The following is an 18,397-nucleotide window of genomic DNA, read 5'->3' as shown; positions in this document are numbered from 1 at the left end:
TTATATAGGAGGAATGAACATTTGTTTAGATGGTTTCAAAAAAATAATAAAGTGAATGAAGAGAAGGATGGACAATATTTAGAAATCAAAAATGAACAGATAAATGAACAGTTAAAACAAAAAATAATGGAACTAGAGAGTATAAGTGAAGACATTTGCAGTAAGTATCAAAAAATATATGAAGAACGTTTTGCGCAAAATGGTAAATTAAATTTGAAGCTGTCAATTAAAAGAGATATAGACGGTGATGAATTAGAAGGACTAACATCTAACAATTGTTTAGACTATGAATATAGATCAGAAATTAATTTTGAATATGATGCTTCAAAATCATGGGAAGTCTGTACTATTTCGCTTTGGTACTATCACCAAGGATATCGAAAAAGTAGTAGCATAGGAACACTTTATAGCGGAACGATTAATGAATTAGAAGAAGAAGTTAAAGTAACATTGGAAGAACTGTTACATAGTGAAGATAATTAATGATTCCATTTTATATTGCGTTAAGAATGGGTTTAATTTTATGATACTAATAGGGAATAATTTAGGAAGAGAAATTTAAAGGGGATAAAAAAATGACAGAAGTACTAGAACTAAAAGAAGAACTACTACAAATTAAAAATAATAATTATGCTGTACCAGAAGACGTAGATGCATATCCATATGCGCAGTGGATGCTAGATTATATCGGATCACCAGATGCTGAATTACGTGATGATTTAATTTATAGTACGCTTCATACATGGATTACAAATGATGTGTTTAGACAAAAAGAATTACGAGGGTTAATGCTACAAGCAATTAGCCCTGATTATTTATTTTATAAAATCGGTGAAAAGGGAACAGACTCTGTTTTTAAACGTGCATTCTCTGTATTAATTCCACCACTTATTTTATCTGTTCATGAAAGAGAACCGTTGTTATCGGAAGAACAATTGTACAGTGTGGCAGAACAAGTGTTGGAATATGTATATTTAGAAGAAGATGTAAGGGGCTATGTAGAAGGAAAAGGCTGGGCACACTCTACTGCACATGCAGCAGATGCACTTGATGCTTTAGCACGTACAATACAAAATCGTGAGTTCTCATATGCAATACTAGCTGCCGTTCGTCAGAAGGTACGCTTACATGACTACGTTTACATTCACTTTGAGGATGAGAGATTAGTAGCACCAATTATGTCGTTACGTAACCAAAATCTTTTAACTGAAGAAGAGTGGAGCAACTGGTTACATAGTATAGCAACTGTTGAGGACATCCGACATCCGCAGCATGCTATTTTAGTACAAAATATTAGATCGTTCTTAAGAAGTTTATATTTCAGAGTTTTAGAGACAGAGGGTAGCACAGCCTTTACAGATGATATATTGGAGACTTTGAAAGGGTTGCGTAGGTATTAAAAATACGTTTTTCTAAGAGAAAAGTACATAAAACCACTACCTCCCAACCATACTAATAAAATGTGTTGGAGGTGAGTTTTATGGACAAAAAAGACTTTGAAAAGGTGTATAATGATTATTTACATCAAGGAGAAGAGCAAGCTCAATTTGAAGTAGGCCATGAAGTCAATACAGGAGCAGAACAAATTGTTGCTGTTCGTAAAAATGATGATGGAGATTTAATAGCGTTTAAAACAAGTAGCGGGAGAGAGTTAGATTATATGACTGCTCTTAATGAAGCGAAATCAGGGAAGTTAGCTCATGTGGACGTATTTCATAAGTATGGCAGAGATATTATACGTAGTGAACCGGATGGAATAAAAGAAAATAACTTAGATAATTTACCTTCATTTTAAACGGGTAAACCTCAAGAAGAGAATGTTCATTACGATATTCTCTTCTTTGTTTTGCGAAGTTTTCCTAGCAAATAGACGATTCATTTTTAAAGTGCGATCATACTTTTAAAGAGCGCTCTAAATTTCTCTTTATCTTCTGCTGTAAATGGTTTCGGTCCCTTTGTACGTTTACCACTTTTTCGAACCATTGCACTTAAATATCGTGTTTGTAACAATTGTTCAATGTTATCATTCGTATACTTATAGCCTTTATGGTGTAGTACGATACAGCCTTTTGCTAAAGCGAGCGAAGCAAGACCGTAATCTTGTGTTACGATTAAATCTTCTTTTTTTGCTAACTGCATAATTCGGTAATCAGCAGCATCTGCTCCGGAATCAACATATATTGTTTCCACACCTTTCGGCTGCTCTGCATTAGAATAATGAGAAAAACTAGTAACGAGTGTAACAGGAATTTCCGCATTCGTAGCTTCAAAAATAATTACATCTTTTACAGGACAAGCATCTGCATCAACGTAAATTTTCATTTTTATCACTCCTATAAATAGGTTCGTGTTGATAATAATGGTAGATTTAGGTTTTGTCAAATGAGTAATATCTTCCTCAATTTAATACGTATGTATTTTTATAAAATAAACGGATATTTCGAACTAAATAACGAATGTACTATAGATTTTAATAAGTGGTTATATGTAGTGATGTGAAAATTTCTTAATACGAAAGTATTAGGAAGTTTTATTTGAATTTCATTCTGCGGATTGATTTTTAATAGTGTTTATTTGGATAAAATAGCAATAGAATATATAAATAAAATGTATTTTAAATTAGAGGATCATTTCATGTTACTGCTCTATGCAATGGTTTCAAAAGATAAGTAAGTCTGAAATTAATCAGGAGGGCCGAATGAGGAGTTTCGATTTATCACAAACAACTATTAATATATCAAAAAATGATCTTATTTATAAAACGAATGATAATAAGTATTGGGTGTATGAAGTGATTTTTCAATCGCATGAAGGCATACCACCTCATAGCCATCCATTTGGAGAAGATTGTGCAGTTGTGTTGTCAGGTCATTTGGATTATTATATTTCAAATAAAATAATGATTCGTGCATCAAAAGGAGAGATTGTGTTTGGGTGGAAGAACCATATACATGGCTATAAAAATAATGAAACAGAACCCTTGCATCTATTAATTTTCGTTGCGCCGAATAAAATTGGGCTAGAATATTTACCTGATGATGATCCAAAAATTGTGCACGTACCGGAAGAAAAGCGAATAATGAAGCTTTCCGAATATCAAGTAGTACATTCCCCTTTTTCTTCTTTTGAAAGAATAAAAATAGATGGTGAATATTCAGAAGCATATAATGAGAATGGACTTATGGTGTTTATTGATATCGAAAATAAACAAATGTATATATTTGAGGGTGAGAATGTGGAGATAAAAACTTCAAATCCCATAGTATTTATTAAGTATACAGCTAGATTGTGAGAATGGAGAGTTGCTTTTCTGTATTTATAATAGATATGTAGTTAAGAATATTAAAGAGGAATATTTTACAGAAAATAGGGGGTGGGTTTTATTATTTAACTTGTAGACAACGAAATAGAAATGACCATTTATTGAGGAGAGCGATATTTATATGCAGTTATATTTTTATAATGAAAACTTCAGAAATACAATAAATCAATATACATTGTCAGAAGAGCAGCTTTGTTATACAGGTTTACCTAAAAAGCTTGTAAAACTATCGAGTGAGGATTCAGATCGGCATTCAATTTTAGCTATGAAAGATAATGAGCTTGTAACGTTTTTTGTTTTACATAAAAATGACGGGGTTAAACCATATACAAATAATGAAAAATCTATTTTAATAAGAGCATTTTCAACAGATTTTCATCATCAAGGGAAAGGATATGCAAAACAAGCTTTAAAGATATTACCTGACTTTGTCCGAAATAACTTCTTAGGTATAAATGAAATTATTTTAGCAGTAAACGTTAAAAATGTAGCTGCACAATCTTTATATGAAAAATGTGGTTTTTGTGATAATGGGGTTAGAAGGATGGGGCGGAAAGGTGAATTAATCATAATGAGTTACAATTTATAAGAATCATTCTTAGAAGTAGGGAAGAAAGATAAAGAAAAACGAAAAATTTCGAAAAGAAAGCCCCTGTATCAATCATCAGGAGCTTTCTTATAATTTAATTTTGGAATGAAGCTTCTTTTCATTATTTTTTGCTTACTTATTATCTGGAGTTAATGAATAAAGAAGTTTTAAATGTATTAAAAAGTTATTTTATTTCCCACAAACCAAAATAGCCTCCCGCAAATGAGAAATCCCTTCCTCAATTTGATCAATATTCACTTTTCCATAAGATAAACGAATATAACCATCTTTCGCGCCGAAAATACTACCCGGCATAAAGGCGATTTCTTGTTTTAAACTTTGCATAATGAGTTGTTTTTCGTTTATAGGTTCTTTTAATTTCCCCCAAATGTATATACCACCAGTAGGGTTTGAAAAAGAGATTTTGTCGTGAAGTTGCTCATTTAAGGCGCGAACGATAACGTCTCTTTTTTCCGCTAATTGTTTTCGTAACGGTACGATATGCGACTGAAATGGCACAGTTTCGAAAAATTGCTGCATAAGCCACTGCGGGAAAATACTCATACCTAATTCCATTTGGTGTCTTGCGTCGGATAACCTTTCTACTACAGACTGCGGGGCAACAAGCCAACCAACTCGTAAGCCTGGTGCAATCATTTTTGATAAAGAATGTACATAAATGACAGTTCCGTTTTCATCTATTGATTTCAAAGTAGGACAAGGTTGTTTCTTTTCTAGCGTAAGTAAACTAGACGGATCATCTTCAACGATTGCAATTCGTAAATCTGCACAAAGTGATAATAGTTTTTTTCTACGGTTTGGATGAAGCATCGTTCCCGTAGGGTTTTGGAAATTTGGATTTAAAAAGATCATTTTAATACGGTGTTTTCTATATAACTCCTGTACATCATCTGGGTTAATCCCATGTTCATCAACAGGTAATGGGAAAATACGAATACCTGCTGATTGGAATAGAGGCAGGGAATAACAGTGTGAAGGACTTTCGAAAGCAACAGCATCACCTGGATTTAATAAACATTGTACGATAAGATGAAGTGCTTGCTGTGCGCCAGATGTAATCATAATGGATTGTTCAGTCGCCTCAACTTTTAAATATTCTTTCATATATTTTACGACCGCTTGTCTTAGCGGGAGATAGCCTTGCGGATGATCGTAACTTAATGAATGCGTTAACGGTTGTTCACGTAAAATCGCTTGTAGTTGATCGTGGGGATAAAGATTACAATCGAGCTCTCCGTTTGCAAAATCAATAATATTTTCATTTTGTTGTACTTCTGCCCGAATATGGCGAAGTAGTGGTAAGTTTGGTAAAAAAGTACCACCTTCTACGAAATTTCTCCAGTTCGGCGTTAATGTTGGAGAAACACCCCACATATGTGTACTCACGCGTGTTCCTTTACCAGTCGTACTCTCTACAATTCCCATAGCACGTAGTTCATTATAAGCAGTCGTTACTGTACTTCTGTTTACATTTAACTGCGTAGCTAATTTCCGTTCTGAAGGGAGGAAGCTTCCTGGAGGAAGTTCTCCATATGTAATACGTTTTTCAATAAAGTCAACAACTTGCTGATAAATAGGGATTTTACTGTCACTATCTAGTTTCCATTCCATAAAAAACGCCTCCGTATCTCTTATATACATCAAGTATAGCAAATTGGCTGGGTAAAAAAACAGCCAATTGGACGGTGTTATATCCAGCCAATTTTACTATGCTAAATAGGGAAGGGGAGATTCGGATGAAACGATGGCAAATGGAATGGCTCCTAGTATCAGTTGCATTAGTATGGGGAGCAAATTATACAATAGGAAAGTATGGAGTGGCATATATGTCATCCATTCAATTTAATAGTTTACGATTTTTAGTAGCATCACCGGTATTATTACTTATCACTTTTATGATGGAACGCTCATTACGTATTGAAAAAAAAGATTGGTTACGATTAGTAGCAGTCGGTATCGTTGGTACGGCAATGTATCAAACGATGTTTATGCTATCTGTGAAATATACTTCAGCAACGAACGCCTCATTATTAATTGCGATGTCACCTATTTTTACAGGGATATTAGCAGTATTGCACAAACAAGAACGTTTTTCGATGAAAGTACAAATTGGTTCAATAGTAGCGTTTATTGGTGCAGCATTCGTTTTATTAACAGGACATACAGGAGGAACTACTTACGAATATGCGTGGCTCGGAAACATAATTGGATTAGTCGCAGCGATTGCGTGGGGATGGTATCCAATATTAGCGCAACCTCTTATAACAAAATATTCCGCAATGAGAGTCACATCTTGGTCAACTTTAATTGGAATTGTACCTCTCGTTGTATATTGTTTATTCAACGTAAATACATTAACGTGGCCAGTAGACATGCCAAGCTGGGGGTCTCTAGCATATTCAATCGTCTTCGCGACAATCTTCGGACTTGCAATGTGGTATGTCGGTATTAGTCAAATAGGCTCAACGAAAGTAATGGTTTATATGTATCTTGTACCATTGTTCGCAGTTATTTTTGCGGCAGTAACAATAGGGGAGCAAATCAATATGATGCAACTGGTTGGCGGACTTATTATCTTTGTGGGTCTATATGTTGTAAAAAAAGGTGGAATCAAAAAGCCAGCTCTCAATTTGAAAAAAGTAAGTTAACAATAAAAAGGATCTCTTTCATATAGAAGGAGATCCTTTTGGTTTTTGTAATAAAAGCGCTTGTTCAACAGCCCATTTTTGATGATCATGAATGAGAAGCTCTACAGCAAGTAAAGGAGACATCCACCGCAAAACATGATCTTCCTCACAGTTTTCAGTTTGTGTCTGCACCATGTTCGCAATATAAAAAAATCCATCGTTTAAATAATATGTATCTTCTTTTTCTGCATAAAAATATCGCATTGCATTACCGATATATTGATTAATTTCAATTGCCCATCCTAATTCCTCTAGTAGTTCACGATGTAAGCATTCATCTTTTGTTTCGGTACCTTCCATACCGCCACCAGGTAAAAAATAACGGTCTCCTTTTTGGATAATAGCAATGTTTGAAGAAGTTGAGTTAAAAATAATTGCATAACAACTAGGCCGTAATACATATTGCTCAGTAGGCTTTTTATAACCAAAAATAAGTTTAGATATCATAAGACACGTCACCTCTCTATAAAATACACAAAAGGAATAATAAGGTAAAAATAGAATTGTATAAGTATAATCTTACGAGATTGGAGTGATAACAAAATGATAAATCGAAAGTGTTCGCGCTGTAAAGAAATTACAGGTACATTGCACGGTGGTAAAAAAATTAAGGAAGAATTTCTATGTGAGGACTGTTTACAAAAAGGAATTGCGAGCGGTGAAATCGAATTATCACAAGTGGAGCAAGAACAAACTTCGTATCTTTCTATAAAAATATTAAAAATAATGAGTGTGATTTATTTAATAGCATCTATTTTAATGGCTTTTTCAACCGGTCCATTTATACATAATATAGGATTTGATGAAATGTCCATTTCAGGCCCAGAATTAGGTTTAATAAGTATTGTTATGCTAGGTTCTTTATTCCAGTCTGTTCTTGTATTTTGCGGGATATGGGTATTCATCCTTTTAGTAGAAACAGTCATTAAAATTTATGAAAAAATGAAGTGAGTGAGAGGGAGAAACATATGCGAGTAAGAAACATCCAAGGGGAAGATTATGTAAAGATTCATTCTGTTTTAAATGATTGGTGGGGCGGGAGAGACATGGCTGCCATGTTGCCAAAATTGTTTTTCGTTCACTTTCAAGAAACGAGTTTTATCATTGAAGAAGATGGCGAAACGTTAGGTTTCTTATGCGGATTCTTTTCGCAAACGCATAAAGAGGAAGCGTACGTTCATTTTATCGGGGTAAATCCGAAGTATAGAAGAAGAGGAATTGCATCGACATTGTATTCGTATTTCTTTGATGTCGCACGTGCAAATAATTGTAAAGTTGTAAAAGCAATTACGTCACCAGTTAATAAAAAATCGATACAGTTTCATAGGGAGATTGGCTTTCAAATTGAGGCTGGGGATGATGAGATAGAGGGTGTATCGGTACATACAAATTATGATGGGAATGGCGGTAGTAGAGTTTTATTTTTGAAAAATGTGTAGAAAAATAAGCTTTACCAAAACCCACTGAGTTAAATGTATATGAAAATGTTATCCGTTGCATAAAGAATAGCTGACTTTGTTAGCTTGATAGAAGCTAGTATGATAGTCGAAAGGAATTTCCATAACATAATTTCATCTAAAAAAGAGGGATCTATATGAATTTTGAGAGGGATAGATATTTTTTACAGATGGCATTGGAAGAAGCAGAAAAGGCATTAAAAGAAAACACATATCCAGTAGGAGCAGTTATTGTTGATGGAAATAATAATGTCATTGCAAGAGGAAGGAATAGAGTGCATCCAGAAAAAGACATAACAGCTCACGCAGAGTTAGACGCTATTCGCAATGCAGGGGAAGCAATGTTTGATGCAAAAATAAAAAATGAGAGGTTTACTATTTATAGCACGTTGGAACCGTGCCCAATGTGTACAGGTGGTATTTTATTTGCAAAAATACAGAGAGTAGTCTGGTTACTAAATGATGACTTAGGTTTTGGTGGATATAAAAAGATAAAAAATGCTTTAGTTTTCGAAGGGAAATTTAATAAAATCGACATGGTGGAAGAACCATTTGAAGACTTAAAAACAAGACAAAGAGAACTTATGAGACAATGGGAGCTAAATCCCAATAATATTATTAACTTGCGTAGGGCTATAAAAAAATAGTTATTTCTTTAAATTAAATTAGGATAACGCCACATTACCATCAGCTTAAAAAATATAGTGAAATTATATCGATTTAACAATAAAATATGGAAGAATCTATTACGAATAGAAAGCCGTCCTAAAAGTATTCTAGGATGGTTCTTTTTGTTGTGAGGAGCTAAAAGTATGGAGAGTAAACAAAGTAGAAATGAATACTTACGACGCATTTATAAAGTGCAAGATTATATAGAATCAAACATAAATGATTCACTTTCAATTGAAGAGTTAGCGGATGTAGCAGGATTTTCAAAGTTTCATTTTCATCGGATTTTTAAGGGGATAGTAAACGAGTCATTATCACGGTATGTAAACCGATTGAAGTTAGAAAGGGCAACACATCTACTTACATATCGGACAGATATGACGATTACAGATATTGCGTATCACTTCGGATTCACAGATTCAGCAGTTTTCTCCCGAACATTTAAAAATTATTACGGCGTAAGTCCGTCTCAATATCGAAACTATAATAGCAAGAATTGCAAAGACGTAAGGGGAATTTCTCAATACAATGAATGTAAGAAGGTTCGAGGAAATGTTGAAATTGTAACAGCGGACGATATAAACGTCGCATACATAAGACATATCGGTACATATGAGGAGTTAACTATAGCTTTTCCAGAAATGATAGAAAAACTATTTCATTACGCAGCTAAGCAAAACTATCATGTATTTGATGATACGAAAGTATTAACCATTTACCACGATCATCATGAATTTACTGAGGAATATCATTTAAGAACAAGTTTATGTATAACAATTTCAGATGAATCCACAGTAGAAACGAACGACGTTGGAATAATGGTAATACCTTCTGGAAAGTATGCAGTAGGACATTTTGAAATATGCCAAGATGAATATAAAGGAGCATGGGATTTCTTATACGGTGAATGGCTGCCAAATAGCGGATATAAACCGAGAGACTCGTATCCTTTTGAAGTATATAGAAATGATCCAAAGCAGCACCCGGAAAATAAACATATAGTTGATATATATGTACCTATCGAACCTTTTTAATTATAGGTTAAAGGGGAAGGAATAATGAAAACTGCTGAAAAGTTAGATCAAATTATACAAGAAGAATATAAAAATATGAATGGCATGTTAGTAGTGCGGAAAGGTAATGTTATTTTTGAAAAATATTATAACGATTCCGGTCCAGATGATGCATTTCACATAGCGTCAGTCACAAAAACGATAATCTCTGCGCTAATTGGAATATGTATAGATAAGGGCTATATAAAAAGTGTTGATCAAAAAGTAATAGAGTTTTTCCCTGAATATAAAGTAAAGTCATCTGAAGTAACAGTGCGACACCTACTTACAATGACAGCTCCATACCCTTTTGTAGACTGGCAGGAACCGTTAGAAGAATTATGTACACAACCAGACTGGGTACAGTATACACTTCATAGAATGGGGAACGGTGGAGAGATTGGAGCTTTTAAATATTCATCTGCAGGAGCGCATTTACTATCAGCAATGATTACGAATGCAACAGGGAAAAGTGCACGTGAATTTGCGAATGAGTACTTATTTCAACCACTCGGCATGAGCGAAATTCCAAACTACAATATGAAAGCATTTGGATTCGATGACTTATTCGGAAAAGATGTAAAAGGATGGGTTCACGATCCAAATGGTATTTCGACGGGCGGCTGGGGAGTAACGTTAACGGTTAGGGATATGGCTAAGTTTGGACAGATGTATTTGAATGAAGGTATTCATAATGGAAAACAAGTTCTATCAAAATCATGGATAAAAGAATCGACAGAAATGAACCAAAATCAATATGGTTACTTATGGTGGTTACGAGAAGAAGATGGAATCTTTTCATACTGTGCTATGGGTGATGGGGGGAATATGATTTGTTGTATTCCAGAGAAGGAATTGGTGGTGGTGATGGCTTCTGAAGTTGTGCCAGAAGCAAATGATAGATGGAGATTAATCAAAGAGTATATACTTTTAACAGAGTAATGGTGAGCTTGTAGAAAAATTTAAACGCTCCCCGTAACTTTCCTCAATAAAAAATCGTTAAACATTAGGAAGGGTTATTAATCACGAATGGGGGAGAACTATGAAGATATTAATTCTAGGCGGTACACGATTTTTAGGAAGAGCATTTGTAGATGAGGCTTTACAGAGAGGGCATGAAGTCACGTTATTTAACCGCGGAACAAACAAAGAAGTTTTTCCTGAATTGGAGCAGTTAATCGGTGATAGAAATAACGATGTATCAAGTTTAAAAAATCGAAAGTGGGATGTTGTCATAGACACGTGTGGATTTTCTCCACATCATATTAGGAATGTTGGAGAAGTGCTCAAAGATAATATTGAACACTATGTATTCATCTCAAGCCTTTCCGTATATAAAGATTGGATTCCGCATGACATAAAAGAAGATTATATATTACAGCCCGAACCGACGGATGATCAAATAAAGGCTATAGAGAATGGTGAAGTTTCACCTTATGAGTATTATGGTGCACTGAAAGTATTATGTGAAAAAGAAACAGAGAAGTATTGGCCGGGGCGTGTGTTACATGTAAGAGCAGGTCTTCTTTCAGGAATGTTTGATTATACAGATCGACTTCCATACTGGATTCAGCGTGTAGCAAAGGGTGGGAAAGTATTAGTACCAGGAAGAAAAATTCGTCCCGTGCAATTAGTTGATATAAAAGATGTCGCGAGATGGGGGCTAAATATGGCAGAACATCATAAAGCAGGAACATTTAATATAACAGGTCCGAATGATGAATTGACGATGGAAGAGCTATTAAATACGTGTAAAAAGGTTACGAATAGCGATGCTGAATTTGTTTGGGTAGACGAAGCGTTTATGAGTGAACATAATGTGCAGCCTTGGACAGAAATGCCTTTGTGGATTCCAGAAACTTTCCCATTAGATGGTGAGACGAAGCCGTGGAGAGGCGGGTTTTCTATTTGTATCGAAAGTGCGGTTAATGAAGGGCTTACTTTTAGAAGAATAGAAGAGACAGTTACAGATGTGTATGAGTGGATGGAGAGTACGGAAGAATGGGAATTAAAAGCAGGTATTTCAGGCGAGAGGGAGAAGGAATTGTTAGAAAGATGGTATCAATAAATTTAGCGGAGTTCTTTGAATATGCTTGATTGCACATAAGGAGGAAAAGGTGATGTGGAAAGACACCATTCACAGTATCTCATCAAATTTAAGCTTGAAAAACCCAGCTACGAAGGATGAACTTACTGATATACAAAAATGTTTACATGTGGAGTTACCGAATGATTTATATCAATTATTACAGGAAACAAACGGTATAGAAGGTGAATACGGTGACTTTATATGGTCTGCTTCAAAAATTAAAACTGAAAATATGAGTATGAGAAATATAGTTGATTTTAAGGATTTATACATGCCTTTTGACTGTTTATTATTTTTTGCTGATGGGGGAAATGGTGATTTGTTTGGCTATTCCATTTTGAATGGAAAAGTACAAAGAGATGACATATATGTATGGAACCATGAAAATGATAGTAGAACGTGGGTTGCTCCTTCTTTAAAGACTTTTATGGAGTGGTGGGAGAGTGGAAAGATGATAATTTAAATATAGTATCAAAAAAAGTGCCTTGTTACTAAAGAAACAAGGCATTTTTTCACGAATAATTAATCTACCACTCAATCGGTTCTTCCCCGTACATCTCCCATAGCTTAGGAAACATCTTTTTTAAACCTTCTTCATCGTCTTCATCCCAATCTAACTCGATATCAACTTCCTCAAACTCTTCATTTGTTAAGACATGGTATAGTGTAAAGTATGTATCATCTTCATCCCCAGTCTTCTCCATGTAAACTTCTTGCCCGAAATATAGAGTAAGTTCTTCAATCTCTGGGACGTCATACTCACTCAAATTTTCTAATACAGGAATTAATCGTTCTGGATCTTCAATACAAGCTTCGTATGTCTCTTTTCCTTGATATAATAACCATCCGCGGAAGTAATCGAAAGTATCATCTGAACAGCCACCCATAATAATATAGGCTGCTGCCCATAAACGGGAGGTATAGGAGTCTTTCAAAAGGCGATGCATATGCGTATCAAAAGCTACAATTTCATGTACTGTACGTTTAGCAAGGTGAGAAGTAAGCCATTCTATTTGTTCTTCTTGGTCCTCACCTTTCGTTTTTGCACGATGAAGTAGCTCCCAAAATTCTTCTTCGGTTATCGTTTTTTCTTTTATGTAATCTTCCCCAGGCAACGGGTCTGTATATCCTTTTTTACGTTTGGAAGCAACTAGTTTATTAGCTTCATTCATACATTCTTCTTCTGTTTCAAACTCTTTCGCTTTCACACTGCCAGCTGTGCCAATTTTTCCGTAAAACACAACATAGTCTTTTTCTTTCACAACGATTTTCCAAAACTTATTTGATTTCTCAGTTTGCTGGATTAATAACGTTTCCATCCGTACCCCCATAATGTTTTCTAGTGTGCAATATGATTGTAACATATGTATATACACTTGTAATGATGAAAAATAATAGTTTAGAAAATTCAAAAACCATTGAATGGAGTGGATAAATTTAGTAACCTTATTTGTACAGTAATTACATAATTGTTTTGTAATAATTCGATATTTATATAAGGGGGCGTTACGGATGAATCTTACGTTTAAAGTTGAGGAAACATGTTTTAATTACCGAGTCGGAGCAATTTGTAAACAGGATAATAAAATACTTATTCTGCAAGGTGACGGTGAAGATTTTTGGTACGTACCGGGCGGAAGAGTGAAAATGTTAGAAAACAGTGAGGATGCGTTACAACGGGAACTTGCAGAAGAACTAGCTGCTCCTATTAAAGGGAAGAGATTAATATGGTCAGTAGAAAATTTCTTTACACTTTCTGAGCAAAAGTTTCATGAGATTAGTTTTTATTATGAAGTAGAGCTACATGAATTACCTGTAAATGGAGCGGATCAATATATTTTGGAAGAAGAGGATAGAACATATTTGTTTAAGTGGGTGCCGGTAGAAGAGTTACATGCATATAATTTACAGCCTGCATTTATAAAAGAGAAAGTAAAGAATATAGCAGTTCATACAGAACATTTCATTTTACAAGATTAAATGTATTCGGAGGAGAAAAGGATGAAGGGGATTAAAAAAGAGATACATATAAATGACAAAGTAATTTATTACACACATATCGAAAAAGGTTCTAGTACCGTTTGCTTTATGTTTTCAGGTTCAGGATACAATTATGATAAGCCGTTATTTTATTACGCGACGATGCTTATGCTTGAACATAAAATTGATGTTGTACATATTCATTATTCTTACGACGAACAAGTAATGAATAAACCAATGGAAGAAGTAACAAAAATAATGATGGATGATATTAATCCTGTAATGAAGGAAGTATTAAAAGCTGAGCAATACAACGATACTATATTTTTAGGGAAGTCACTCGGAACAATTCCAATTGCGAATGATTTAATGAAGAGAGAAGAGTTTTTACAGTCGAAAATGATATTATTTACACCTTTACTGACGTTTGATACAATTTTTGATTCTATCTTACATAGTCGACACGAAGGGTTTTTAGTTATTGGGGATAAAGATCACCAATACAATGCAGATCAAATTGATCAGTTACATAAAACGAATTTACAGATTGAAGTTGTCAAAAATGTAAATCATTCTGTAAATGTTGGGGGATATGAAACGGAAAATTCAATTGAGGCTATAGCGAAAATAATAGGAAAACTTAAAGAAGTTGTTAGGACAAACTAACCTATTAATACATGCAAAAGAGGTGCGAATTGCACCTCTTTTACTTTAATAAGCCTTCAAAACATGAAGTAAATAATCCTTACGATTCAGCGGATTATAATCAACACGTTTTCGAGTAGGGAAGGGAGCCATAAGCTTTGTGAAACCAGCTGGCTTCGTTGTAAATATGCCTTCTCCTTCTGTAAATGAATGTAGTATTCGTTTGAAACTCTCTGTTTTCGCAACAGATAATGATCCTGTTAACTGATAAGAATTGTTATTGAATATAGGCTCTGCAAAAGTTGCTGGAACGGCAGCGAGCTTATACATTGCGGTACTAATTGCTTGCTCCGGTACAGTTAATTCAAACGCATTAACTGGTTCATATACATATGTTGCAGCTTGTTTTAAAGCATCCATTAAAACGAGCGGTGTTAAGTTTCTAAAGTCACTCGCTGTTGTAACAGGACTAGCATAACCAGTATGTGTTAACGTGACGATAATATCTGTAACTTCCCACCCATATAATCCTTGTTTTAACGTTTGAAATACCGTATCTTCAATCGCTTTATGAAATGCTAAAGGTAGTGAGCCGAGCTCAACACCTAATTTATATGTTATACCGCAATTAAGTTCACCACGTTCAACTTTGAATCCGATTGTTGCGTAAAATGGATTCTCTTTTTCACCCATTACTTCAACAGAATTGCCTACGCCAATTGGTTTCTCGATACATACAACTCGCGTATTTGAAAAATTAACCTGCAAATTATATTTCTCATAAAGTGTTGTTTCAATTACTTCTTTTTGTACCTCACCGAAAAGGCGAATATATAGTTCATTATGAACATCGTCTTTCCAAACTTTAATGAGCGGATCTTCTTCACATAGTTCCATAAGAACAGCGTATAAATTATGAATTTGCTCTTTAGGTACCGCATCAATGGCAGCTTCCATTTGTGGTTCGGCAAAGTGAATATCTTTTATATAATCCGTACGTTCACCGATAATATCACCAATTTTAATATCATTCAACCCCCACACTTTACAAAACTCACCGCTAGGAACGGTAGAAGTTTGAACGGTATCTCCATTATGAAATAGGCACATTTTTTTTATCTTTTCTTTATGGAATAGAGACTTACTGCGCTGTATATTAACATATTTTCTAACATGTAAGCTACCTGAAAAAACTCTTATATAAGCAACCTTTTCTCCAGAAGGTTCACGTTCAATTTTAAAAACAACACCGGATAATGGTTCCTCTTGTGCCGATGTAAGAGCTGGAATGAGAGCCGGAAGTTTTTCAAGAAGTTCTGTTACGCCCATACCAGTCATTGCTGAACCGAAAAAGATTGGATACACATTCGCTTGCTGTATTTGCTGTTCTAGTTTTTCTCTTAATAGTGCGTCCGGTATTATTTCGTTATTTACATATGATTCAAGTAATGATTCATTAAATGGTGCTAACAGTTCCATACAATCGTCATATGATTTGTATTCAATGATCCGGGCTTCTTTCGTTCCTTCGTTTAGAACAGAATAGAAGGGGAATGCTTCATTTGAAAGAACCTCTTTTATTTGTTTCATAACTTTTTCATTGTTTGCGCCACTACGATCAATTTTATTAACGAATAAAATAGTCGGTATGTTTAGTTTCTGTAATGTTCGCATTAAAATTTTTGTTTGTGCTTGCACACCTTCAACGGCAGAGATAACTAAAATCGAACCGTCTAGAACGCGGAATGATCGCTCCACTTCAGCGATAAAATCAGCGTGTCCAGGTGTATCAATGACATTTACTTTTACAGCATCAATAAAGAAAGAAACGACAGATGCTTTAATCGTAATTCCGCGTTGTCTTTCTAATTCCATTGAGTCAGTTTGTGTATTACCACTATCTACTCGGCCAATTTCTTTAATCACATTCGTTTCATAAAGAATACGCTCAGTCAAACTCGTCTTGCCAGCGTCTACGTGCGCGACAATCCCTATATTTATTGTTGTCATTTGTGAATATCCTCATTTCATTTTCCATTTTCAATTCCTCATTTCTATTTGTATATTGCCGCATTATCAATCACTCTCCAGTTCTTTAAATTAGTATTATTATAGTGCAATTAACATTATTTGTAACGCTACAAAGCGCCTTAATTTGGAAAAAATAAAATGAAAACAAAATGCTTGCATTCTAAATCGATATAGATTATATTAATTGACATATCAACTATTGATACATCAAATGTTTTTATTTTGATTGTAAAGGAGGGTTAATTTGACAAGTTCATGCTCAAAAGAAGCGATTATTTTATATAAATTACACTTTCTAAATAAAGAAGTAAGTTCGAAATTTGAAGGGTGTACGGGTATGAGCCAGTCTCGATTAGAGCTTATACTTCAATTATTTGAAGTAGGTGAAATTAGTCAAAAAGCACTTCAGCAAGAAGTGAATATTGATAATGCTGCGATAACAAGGCATTTAAAGCAGCTTGAGGCCAATGAAATGATTGTAAGACGTAAAAATCCAGATGATAACAGAATTACGTTAGTTTCTCTTACTGAAGAGGGGCGAAATAAAATTCAGGCGTTTCAAGAAGAAAAAGAACGTTTTGCAGCATCTGCATTTAAAGGATTAAGTGAGGAAGAACGCGATAATCTTTTAAATATGTTAAATCACATTCAAGAAAATATAAAAGAATTATAAAAAAGGGAGAATACAACTATGACTAACTCAGTAAAAACAAATGATTTTAACGAAATTTTAACAGGACGTCGTTCAATTCGTAAGTACGACCCTTCAGTGAAAATTAGCAAAGAAGAAATGACAGAAATTCTTACAGAAGCAACACTTGCACCATCTTCAGTAAACATGCAACCATGGAGATTCGTAGTGATTGAAAGTGACGAAGCGAAAGCAACACTTGCGCCACTTGCGAAATTCAATCAATCTCAAGTAGAAACGTCTTCAGCAATGATTGCTTTATTTGGTGATTTAAACAACTTTGATAACGCAGAAGAAATTTACGGTACAGCAGTAGAGCGTGGACTTATGCCAGCAGAAGTAAAAGAAGATCAAATGAAAAAACTTTCAGCTTACTTCTCTATGGTTACACCAGAAGTAATGAAAGATACGGTATTAATTGACGGTGGTCTTGTAGCAATGCAATTTATGCTAGCAGCTCGTGCGCACGGTTATGACACTTGTCCAATTGGTGGATTTGAGAAAGATCAAATCGCAGAAGCATTTGGACTAGATAAAGAAAGCTACGTACCAGTTATGTTAATTTCAATCGGGAAAGCTGCAGACAGTGGTTACCAATCAGTACGTCTTCCAATTGAAAAAGTTGCAGAGTGGAAATAATTTTATAAAAGAACTTCAATAAGTGAAAGATGAGAGGGGAAGCACCATGATTATTATTCACGCAATATTTCAAGTAGACCCAGCAAAACAACAAGCATTTTTAGAAGAAATTCAGCCACTCATTCATGGTTCAAGAGAAGAAAGTGGCAATGTATCTTATGACTTATATAAAGATACAGAAAAAGAAAGTGTTTATACGATGGTAGAAGTATGGAAAGATGAAGCAGCAGTTGCGAGCCATAATACGAGTGAACACTTCACATCTTTCGTTAGTAAAGCAGCACAATTTTTAACTGCTCCTCTTGATATAAAAGCTTATAATGGAGAGTTAGTAAAATAATAAGGTAGAAAAAGATGACTTTAGCATATGGCTGAAGTCATCTTTTTTGTATAAGTAGAATCCATTTTGGACTCAGTTATGTTGATAGATAAGCGTTGCTCGTATCCTCAGTAACAGTGCTGAATTGTATGTTAAATTCGAACATTCGGTTTATTGGGATATTTTTCCGTGGTATAATTTTCTTG

General features: G+C 34.6%; 23 protein-coding genes. 18 read left to right on the top strand and 5 right to left on the bottom strand.

Annotated features, from left to right (window positions below):
- Positions 1–21 precede the first annotated feature (21 nt).
- From DN401_RS11390 to DN401_RS11380, 3 genes are all read left to right on the top strand, one after another.
- Positions 22–483 (top strand): hypothetical protein, encoded by a 462-nt coding sequence (locus tag DN401_RS11390; protein ID WP_000490272.1) that lies wholly within the window; start codon positions 22–24, stop codon positions 481–483.
- A 92-nt stretch (positions 484–575) separates the two neighbouring features.
- Positions 576–1,400: a DUF2785 domain-containing protein gene (locus DN401_RS11385; RefSeq protein WP_000141232.1), complete on the top strand. Its 825-nt coding sequence runs from the start codon at positions 576–578 to the stop codon at positions 1,398–1,400.
- A gap of 80 nt (positions 1,401–1,480) precedes the next feature.
- Entirely contained in the window at positions 1,481–1,795 is a 315-nt protein-coding gene (locus DN401_RS11380) for a DUF3892 domain-containing protein (protein WP_000358176.1), read from the top strand.
- Between the two features lie 86 nt (positions 1,796–1,881).
- Here DN401_RS11380 and DN401_RS11375 read toward each other — a convergent pair whose 3' ends face one another.
- Positions 1,882–2,322, bottom strand: coding sequence for a YaiI/YqxD family protein (locus tag DN401_RS11375; RefSeq protein WP_000708761.1), 441 nt, complete (start codon positions 2,320–2,322; stop codon positions 1,882–1,884).
- Positions 2,323–2,698: 376 nt separating this feature from the next.
- Between DN401_RS11375 and DN401_RS11370 the strand changes: the two genes are divergently transcribed.
- Positions 2,699–3,292 (top strand): cupin domain-containing protein, encoded by a 594-nt coding sequence (locus DN401_RS11370; RefSeq protein ID WP_001255984.1) that lies wholly within the window; start codon positions 2,699–2,701, stop codon positions 3,290–3,292.
- 151 nt (positions 3,293–3,443) lie between these two features.
- Entirely contained in the window at positions 3,444–3,911 is a 468-nt protein-coding gene (locus DN401_RS11365; RefSeq protein WP_001177782.1) for a GNAT family N-acetyltransferase, read from the top strand.
- Positions 3,912–4,100: 189 nt separating this feature from the next.
- Here the strand turns inward: DN401_RS11365 and pdxR are convergent, their stop codons facing one another.
- Positions 4,101–5,543, bottom strand: a complete 1,443-nt coding sequence (pdxR, locus tag DN401_RS11360) for a MocR-like pyridoxine biosynthesis transcription factor PdxR (protein WP_000454913.1) — start codon at positions 5,541–5,543, stop codon at positions 4,101–4,103.
- Between the two features lie 125 nt (positions 5,544–5,668).
- Here pdxR and DN401_RS11355 point away from each other — a divergent pair, with 125 nt between their 5' ends.
- The gene (locus DN401_RS11355; RefSeq protein ID WP_000832977.1) at positions 5,669–6,580 is read left to right on the top strand and encodes a DMT family transporter; all 912 of its coding nucleotides are present in this window, start codon (positions 5,669–5,671) and stop codon (positions 6,578–6,580) included.
- Between the two features lie 18 nt (positions 6,581–6,598).
- Here the strand turns inward: DN401_RS11355 and DN401_RS11350 are convergent, their stop codons facing one another.
- Positions 6,599–7,066: an NUDIX hydrolase gene (locus DN401_RS11350; RefSeq protein WP_000623966.1), complete on the bottom strand. Its 468-nt coding sequence runs from the start codon at positions 7,064–7,066 to the stop codon at positions 6,599–6,601.
- A gap of 96 nt (positions 7,067–7,162) precedes the next feature.
- Between DN401_RS11350 and DN401_RS11345 the strand changes: the two genes are divergently transcribed.
- From DN401_RS11345 to DN401_RS11315, 7 genes are all read left to right on the top strand, one after another.
- Positions 7,163–7,570: a DUF3980 domain-containing protein gene (locus DN401_RS11345; protein WP_000610496.1), complete on the top strand. Its 408-nt coding sequence runs from the start codon at positions 7,163–7,165 to the stop codon at positions 7,568–7,570.
- A gap of 17 nt (positions 7,571–7,587) precedes the next feature.
- The gene (locus tag DN401_RS11340; protein ID WP_001266045.1) at positions 7,588–8,058 is read left to right on the top strand and encodes a GNAT family N-acetyltransferase; all 471 of its coding nucleotides are present in this window, start codon (positions 7,588–7,590) and stop codon (positions 8,056–8,058) included.
- A 155-nt stretch (positions 8,059–8,213) separates the two neighbouring features.
- Positions 8,214–8,723: a nucleoside deaminase gene (locus DN401_RS11335; RefSeq protein ID WP_001008618.1), complete on the top strand. Its 510-nt coding sequence runs from the start codon at positions 8,214–8,216 to the stop codon at positions 8,721–8,723.
- A gap of 165 nt (positions 8,724–8,888) precedes the next feature.
- On the top strand, positions 8,889–9,779 hold the full coding sequence (locus DN401_RS11330; RefSeq protein ID WP_000444285.1) for an AraC family transcriptional regulator: 891 nt from the start codon (positions 8,889–8,891) through the stop codon (positions 9,777–9,779).
- A gap of 24 nt (positions 9,780–9,803) precedes the next feature.
- Entirely contained in the window at positions 9,804–10,739 is a 936-nt protein-coding gene (locus DN401_RS11325) for a serine hydrolase domain-containing protein (RefSeq protein ID WP_000844680.1), read from the top strand.
- A gap of 100 nt (positions 10,740–10,839) precedes the next feature.
- The gene (locus tag DN401_RS11320; protein WP_000697698.1) at positions 10,840–11,865 is read left to right on the top strand and encodes an SDR family oxidoreductase; all 1,026 of its coding nucleotides are present in this window, start codon (positions 10,840–10,842) and stop codon (positions 11,863–11,865) included.
- A 52-nt stretch (positions 11,866–11,917) separates the two neighbouring features.
- Positions 11,918–12,349, top strand: coding sequence for an SMI1/KNR4 family protein (locus DN401_RS11315; protein WP_000265342.1), 432 nt, complete (start codon positions 11,918–11,920; stop codon positions 12,347–12,349).
- Between the two features lie 64 nt (positions 12,350–12,413).
- Here the strand turns inward: DN401_RS11315 and DN401_RS11310 are convergent, their stop codons facing one another.
- A complete protein-coding gene (locus DN401_RS11310; RefSeq protein ID WP_000449125.1) occupies positions 12,414–13,205 on the bottom strand; it encodes a DUF4240 domain-containing protein in 792 nt (263 codons plus the stop codon).
- Positions 13,206–13,398: 193 nt separating this feature from the next.
- On the opposite strand from DN401_RS11310, the gene DN401_RS11305 reads away from it, so the two are divergent.
- A complete protein-coding gene (locus DN401_RS11305) occupies positions 13,399–13,866 on the top strand; it encodes an NUDIX hydrolase (protein WP_149287676.1) in 468 nt (155 codons plus the stop codon).
- Between the two features lie 21 nt (positions 13,867–13,887).
- A complete protein-coding gene (locus tag DN401_RS11300; protein ID WP_000676198.1) occupies positions 13,888–14,532 on the top strand; it encodes a hypothetical protein in 645 nt (214 codons plus the stop codon).
- A gap of 45 nt (positions 14,533–14,577) precedes the next feature.
- Here DN401_RS11300 and DN401_RS11295 read toward each other — a convergent pair whose 3' ends face one another.
- Positions 14,578–16,521: an elongation factor G gene (locus DN401_RS11295; protein WP_000207802.1), complete on the bottom strand. Its 1,944-nt coding sequence runs from the start codon at positions 16,519–16,521 to the stop codon at positions 14,578–14,580.
- Between the two features lie 265 nt (positions 16,522–16,786).
- On the opposite strand from DN401_RS11295, the gene DN401_RS11285 reads away from it, so the two are divergent.
- Genes DN401_RS11285 through DN401_RS11275 form a run of 3 tightly spaced genes read left to right on the top strand, consistent with a single transcriptional unit; the run spans position 16,787 to position 18,212 of the window.
- Positions 16,787–17,215, top strand: a complete 429-nt coding sequence (locus DN401_RS11285; RefSeq protein ID WP_000204162.1) for a MarR family winged helix-turn-helix transcriptional regulator — start codon at positions 16,787–16,789, stop codon at positions 17,213–17,215.
- 18 nt (positions 17,216–17,233) lie between these two features.
- The gene (locus DN401_RS11280) at positions 17,234–17,872 is read left to right on the top strand and encodes a nitroreductase family protein (RefSeq protein WP_000185393.1); all 639 of its coding nucleotides are present in this window, start codon (positions 17,234–17,236) and stop codon (positions 17,870–17,872) included.
- Between the two features lie 46 nt (positions 17,873–17,918).
- Entirely contained in the window at positions 17,919–18,212 is a 294-nt protein-coding gene (locus DN401_RS11275; protein ID WP_000583804.1) for a putative quinol monooxygenase, read from the top strand.
- Positions 18,213–18,397: the final 185 nt, after the last annotated feature.

It is taken from the genome of Bacillus sp. BF2-3, assembly GCF_008368795.1.
Taxonomy (GTDB): domain Bacteria; phylum Bacillota; class Bacilli; order Bacillales; family Bacillaceae_G; genus Bacillus_A; species Bacillus_A cereus.
This window is presented reverse-complemented; position numbering and strand designations above follow the sequence as displayed.

Coding starts and splice junctions, on each gene's coding strand:
- DN401_RS11345 (WP_000610496.1), top strand. CDS start 7,163: ATGATAAATCGAAAGTGTTCGCGCTGTAAAGAAATTACAGGTACATTG.
- DN401_RS11385 (WP_000141232.1), top strand. CDS start 576: ATGACAGAAGTACTAGAACTAAAAGAAGAACTACTACAAATTAAAAAT.
- DN401_RS11340 (WP_001266045.1), top strand. CDS start 7,588: ATGCGAGTAAGAAACATCCAAGGGGAAGATTATGTAAAGATTCATTCT.
- DN401_RS11370 (WP_001255984.1), top strand. CDS start 2,699: ATGAGGAGTTTCGATTTATCACAAACAACTATTAATATATCAAAAAAT.
- DN401_RS11295 (WP_000207802.1), bottom strand. CDS start 16,521: ATGACAACAATAAATATAGGGATTGTCGCGCACGTAGACGCTGGCAAG.
- DN401_RS11375 (WP_000708761.1), bottom strand. CDS start 2,322: ATGAAAATTTACGTTGATGCAGATGCTTGTCCTGTAAAAGATGTAATT.
- DN401_RS11315 (WP_000265342.1), top strand. CDS start 11,918: ATGTGGAAAGACACCATTCACAGTATCTCATCAAATTTAAGCTTGAAA.
- pdxR (WP_000454913.1), bottom strand. CDS start 5,543: ATGGAATGGAAACTAGATAGTGACAGTAAAATCCCTATTTATCAGCAA.
- DN401_RS11335 (WP_001008618.1), top strand. CDS start 8,214: ATGAATTTTGAGAGGGATAGATATTTTTTACAGATGGCATTGGAAGAA.
- DN401_RS11300 (WP_000676198.1), top strand. CDS start 13,888: ATGAAGGGGATTAAAAAAGAGATACATATAAATGACAAAGTAATTTAT.
- DN401_RS11325 (WP_000844680.1), top strand. CDS start 9,804: ATGAAAACTGCTGAAAAGTTAGATCAAATTATACAAGAAGAATATAAA.
- DN401_RS11350 (WP_000623966.1), bottom strand. CDS start 7,066: ATGATATCTAAACTTATTTTTGGTTATAAAAAGCCTACTGAGCAATAT.
- DN401_RS11280 (WP_000185393.1), top strand. CDS start 17,234: ATGACTAACTCAGTAAAAACAAATGATTTTAACGAAATTTTAACAGGA.
- DN401_RS11310 (WP_000449125.1), bottom strand. CDS start 13,205: ATGGAAACGTTATTAATCCAGCAAACTGAGAAATCAAATAAGTTTTGG.
- DN401_RS11355 (WP_000832977.1), top strand. CDS start 5,669: ATGAAACGATGGCAAATGGAATGGCTCCTAGTATCAGTTGCATTAGTA.
- DN401_RS11380 (WP_000358176.1), top strand. CDS start 1,481: ATGGACAAAAAAGACTTTGAAAAGGTGTATAATGATTATTTACATCAA.
- DN401_RS11330 (WP_000444285.1), top strand. CDS start 8,889: ATGGAGAGTAAACAAAGTAGAAATGAATACTTACGACGCATTTATAAA.
- DN401_RS11365 (WP_001177782.1), top strand. CDS start 3,444: ATGCAGTTATATTTTTATAATGAAAACTTCAGAAATACAATAAATCAA.
- DN401_RS11305 (WP_149287676.1), top strand. CDS start 13,399: ATGAATCTTACGTTTAAAGTTGAGGAAACATGTTTTAATTACCGAGTC.
- DN401_RS11320 (WP_000697698.1), top strand. CDS start 10,840: ATGAAGATATTAATTCTAGGCGGTACACGATTTTTAGGAAGAGCATTT.
- DN401_RS11275 (WP_000583804.1), top strand. CDS start 17,919: ATGATTATTATTCACGCAATATTTCAAGTAGACCCAGCAAAACAACAA.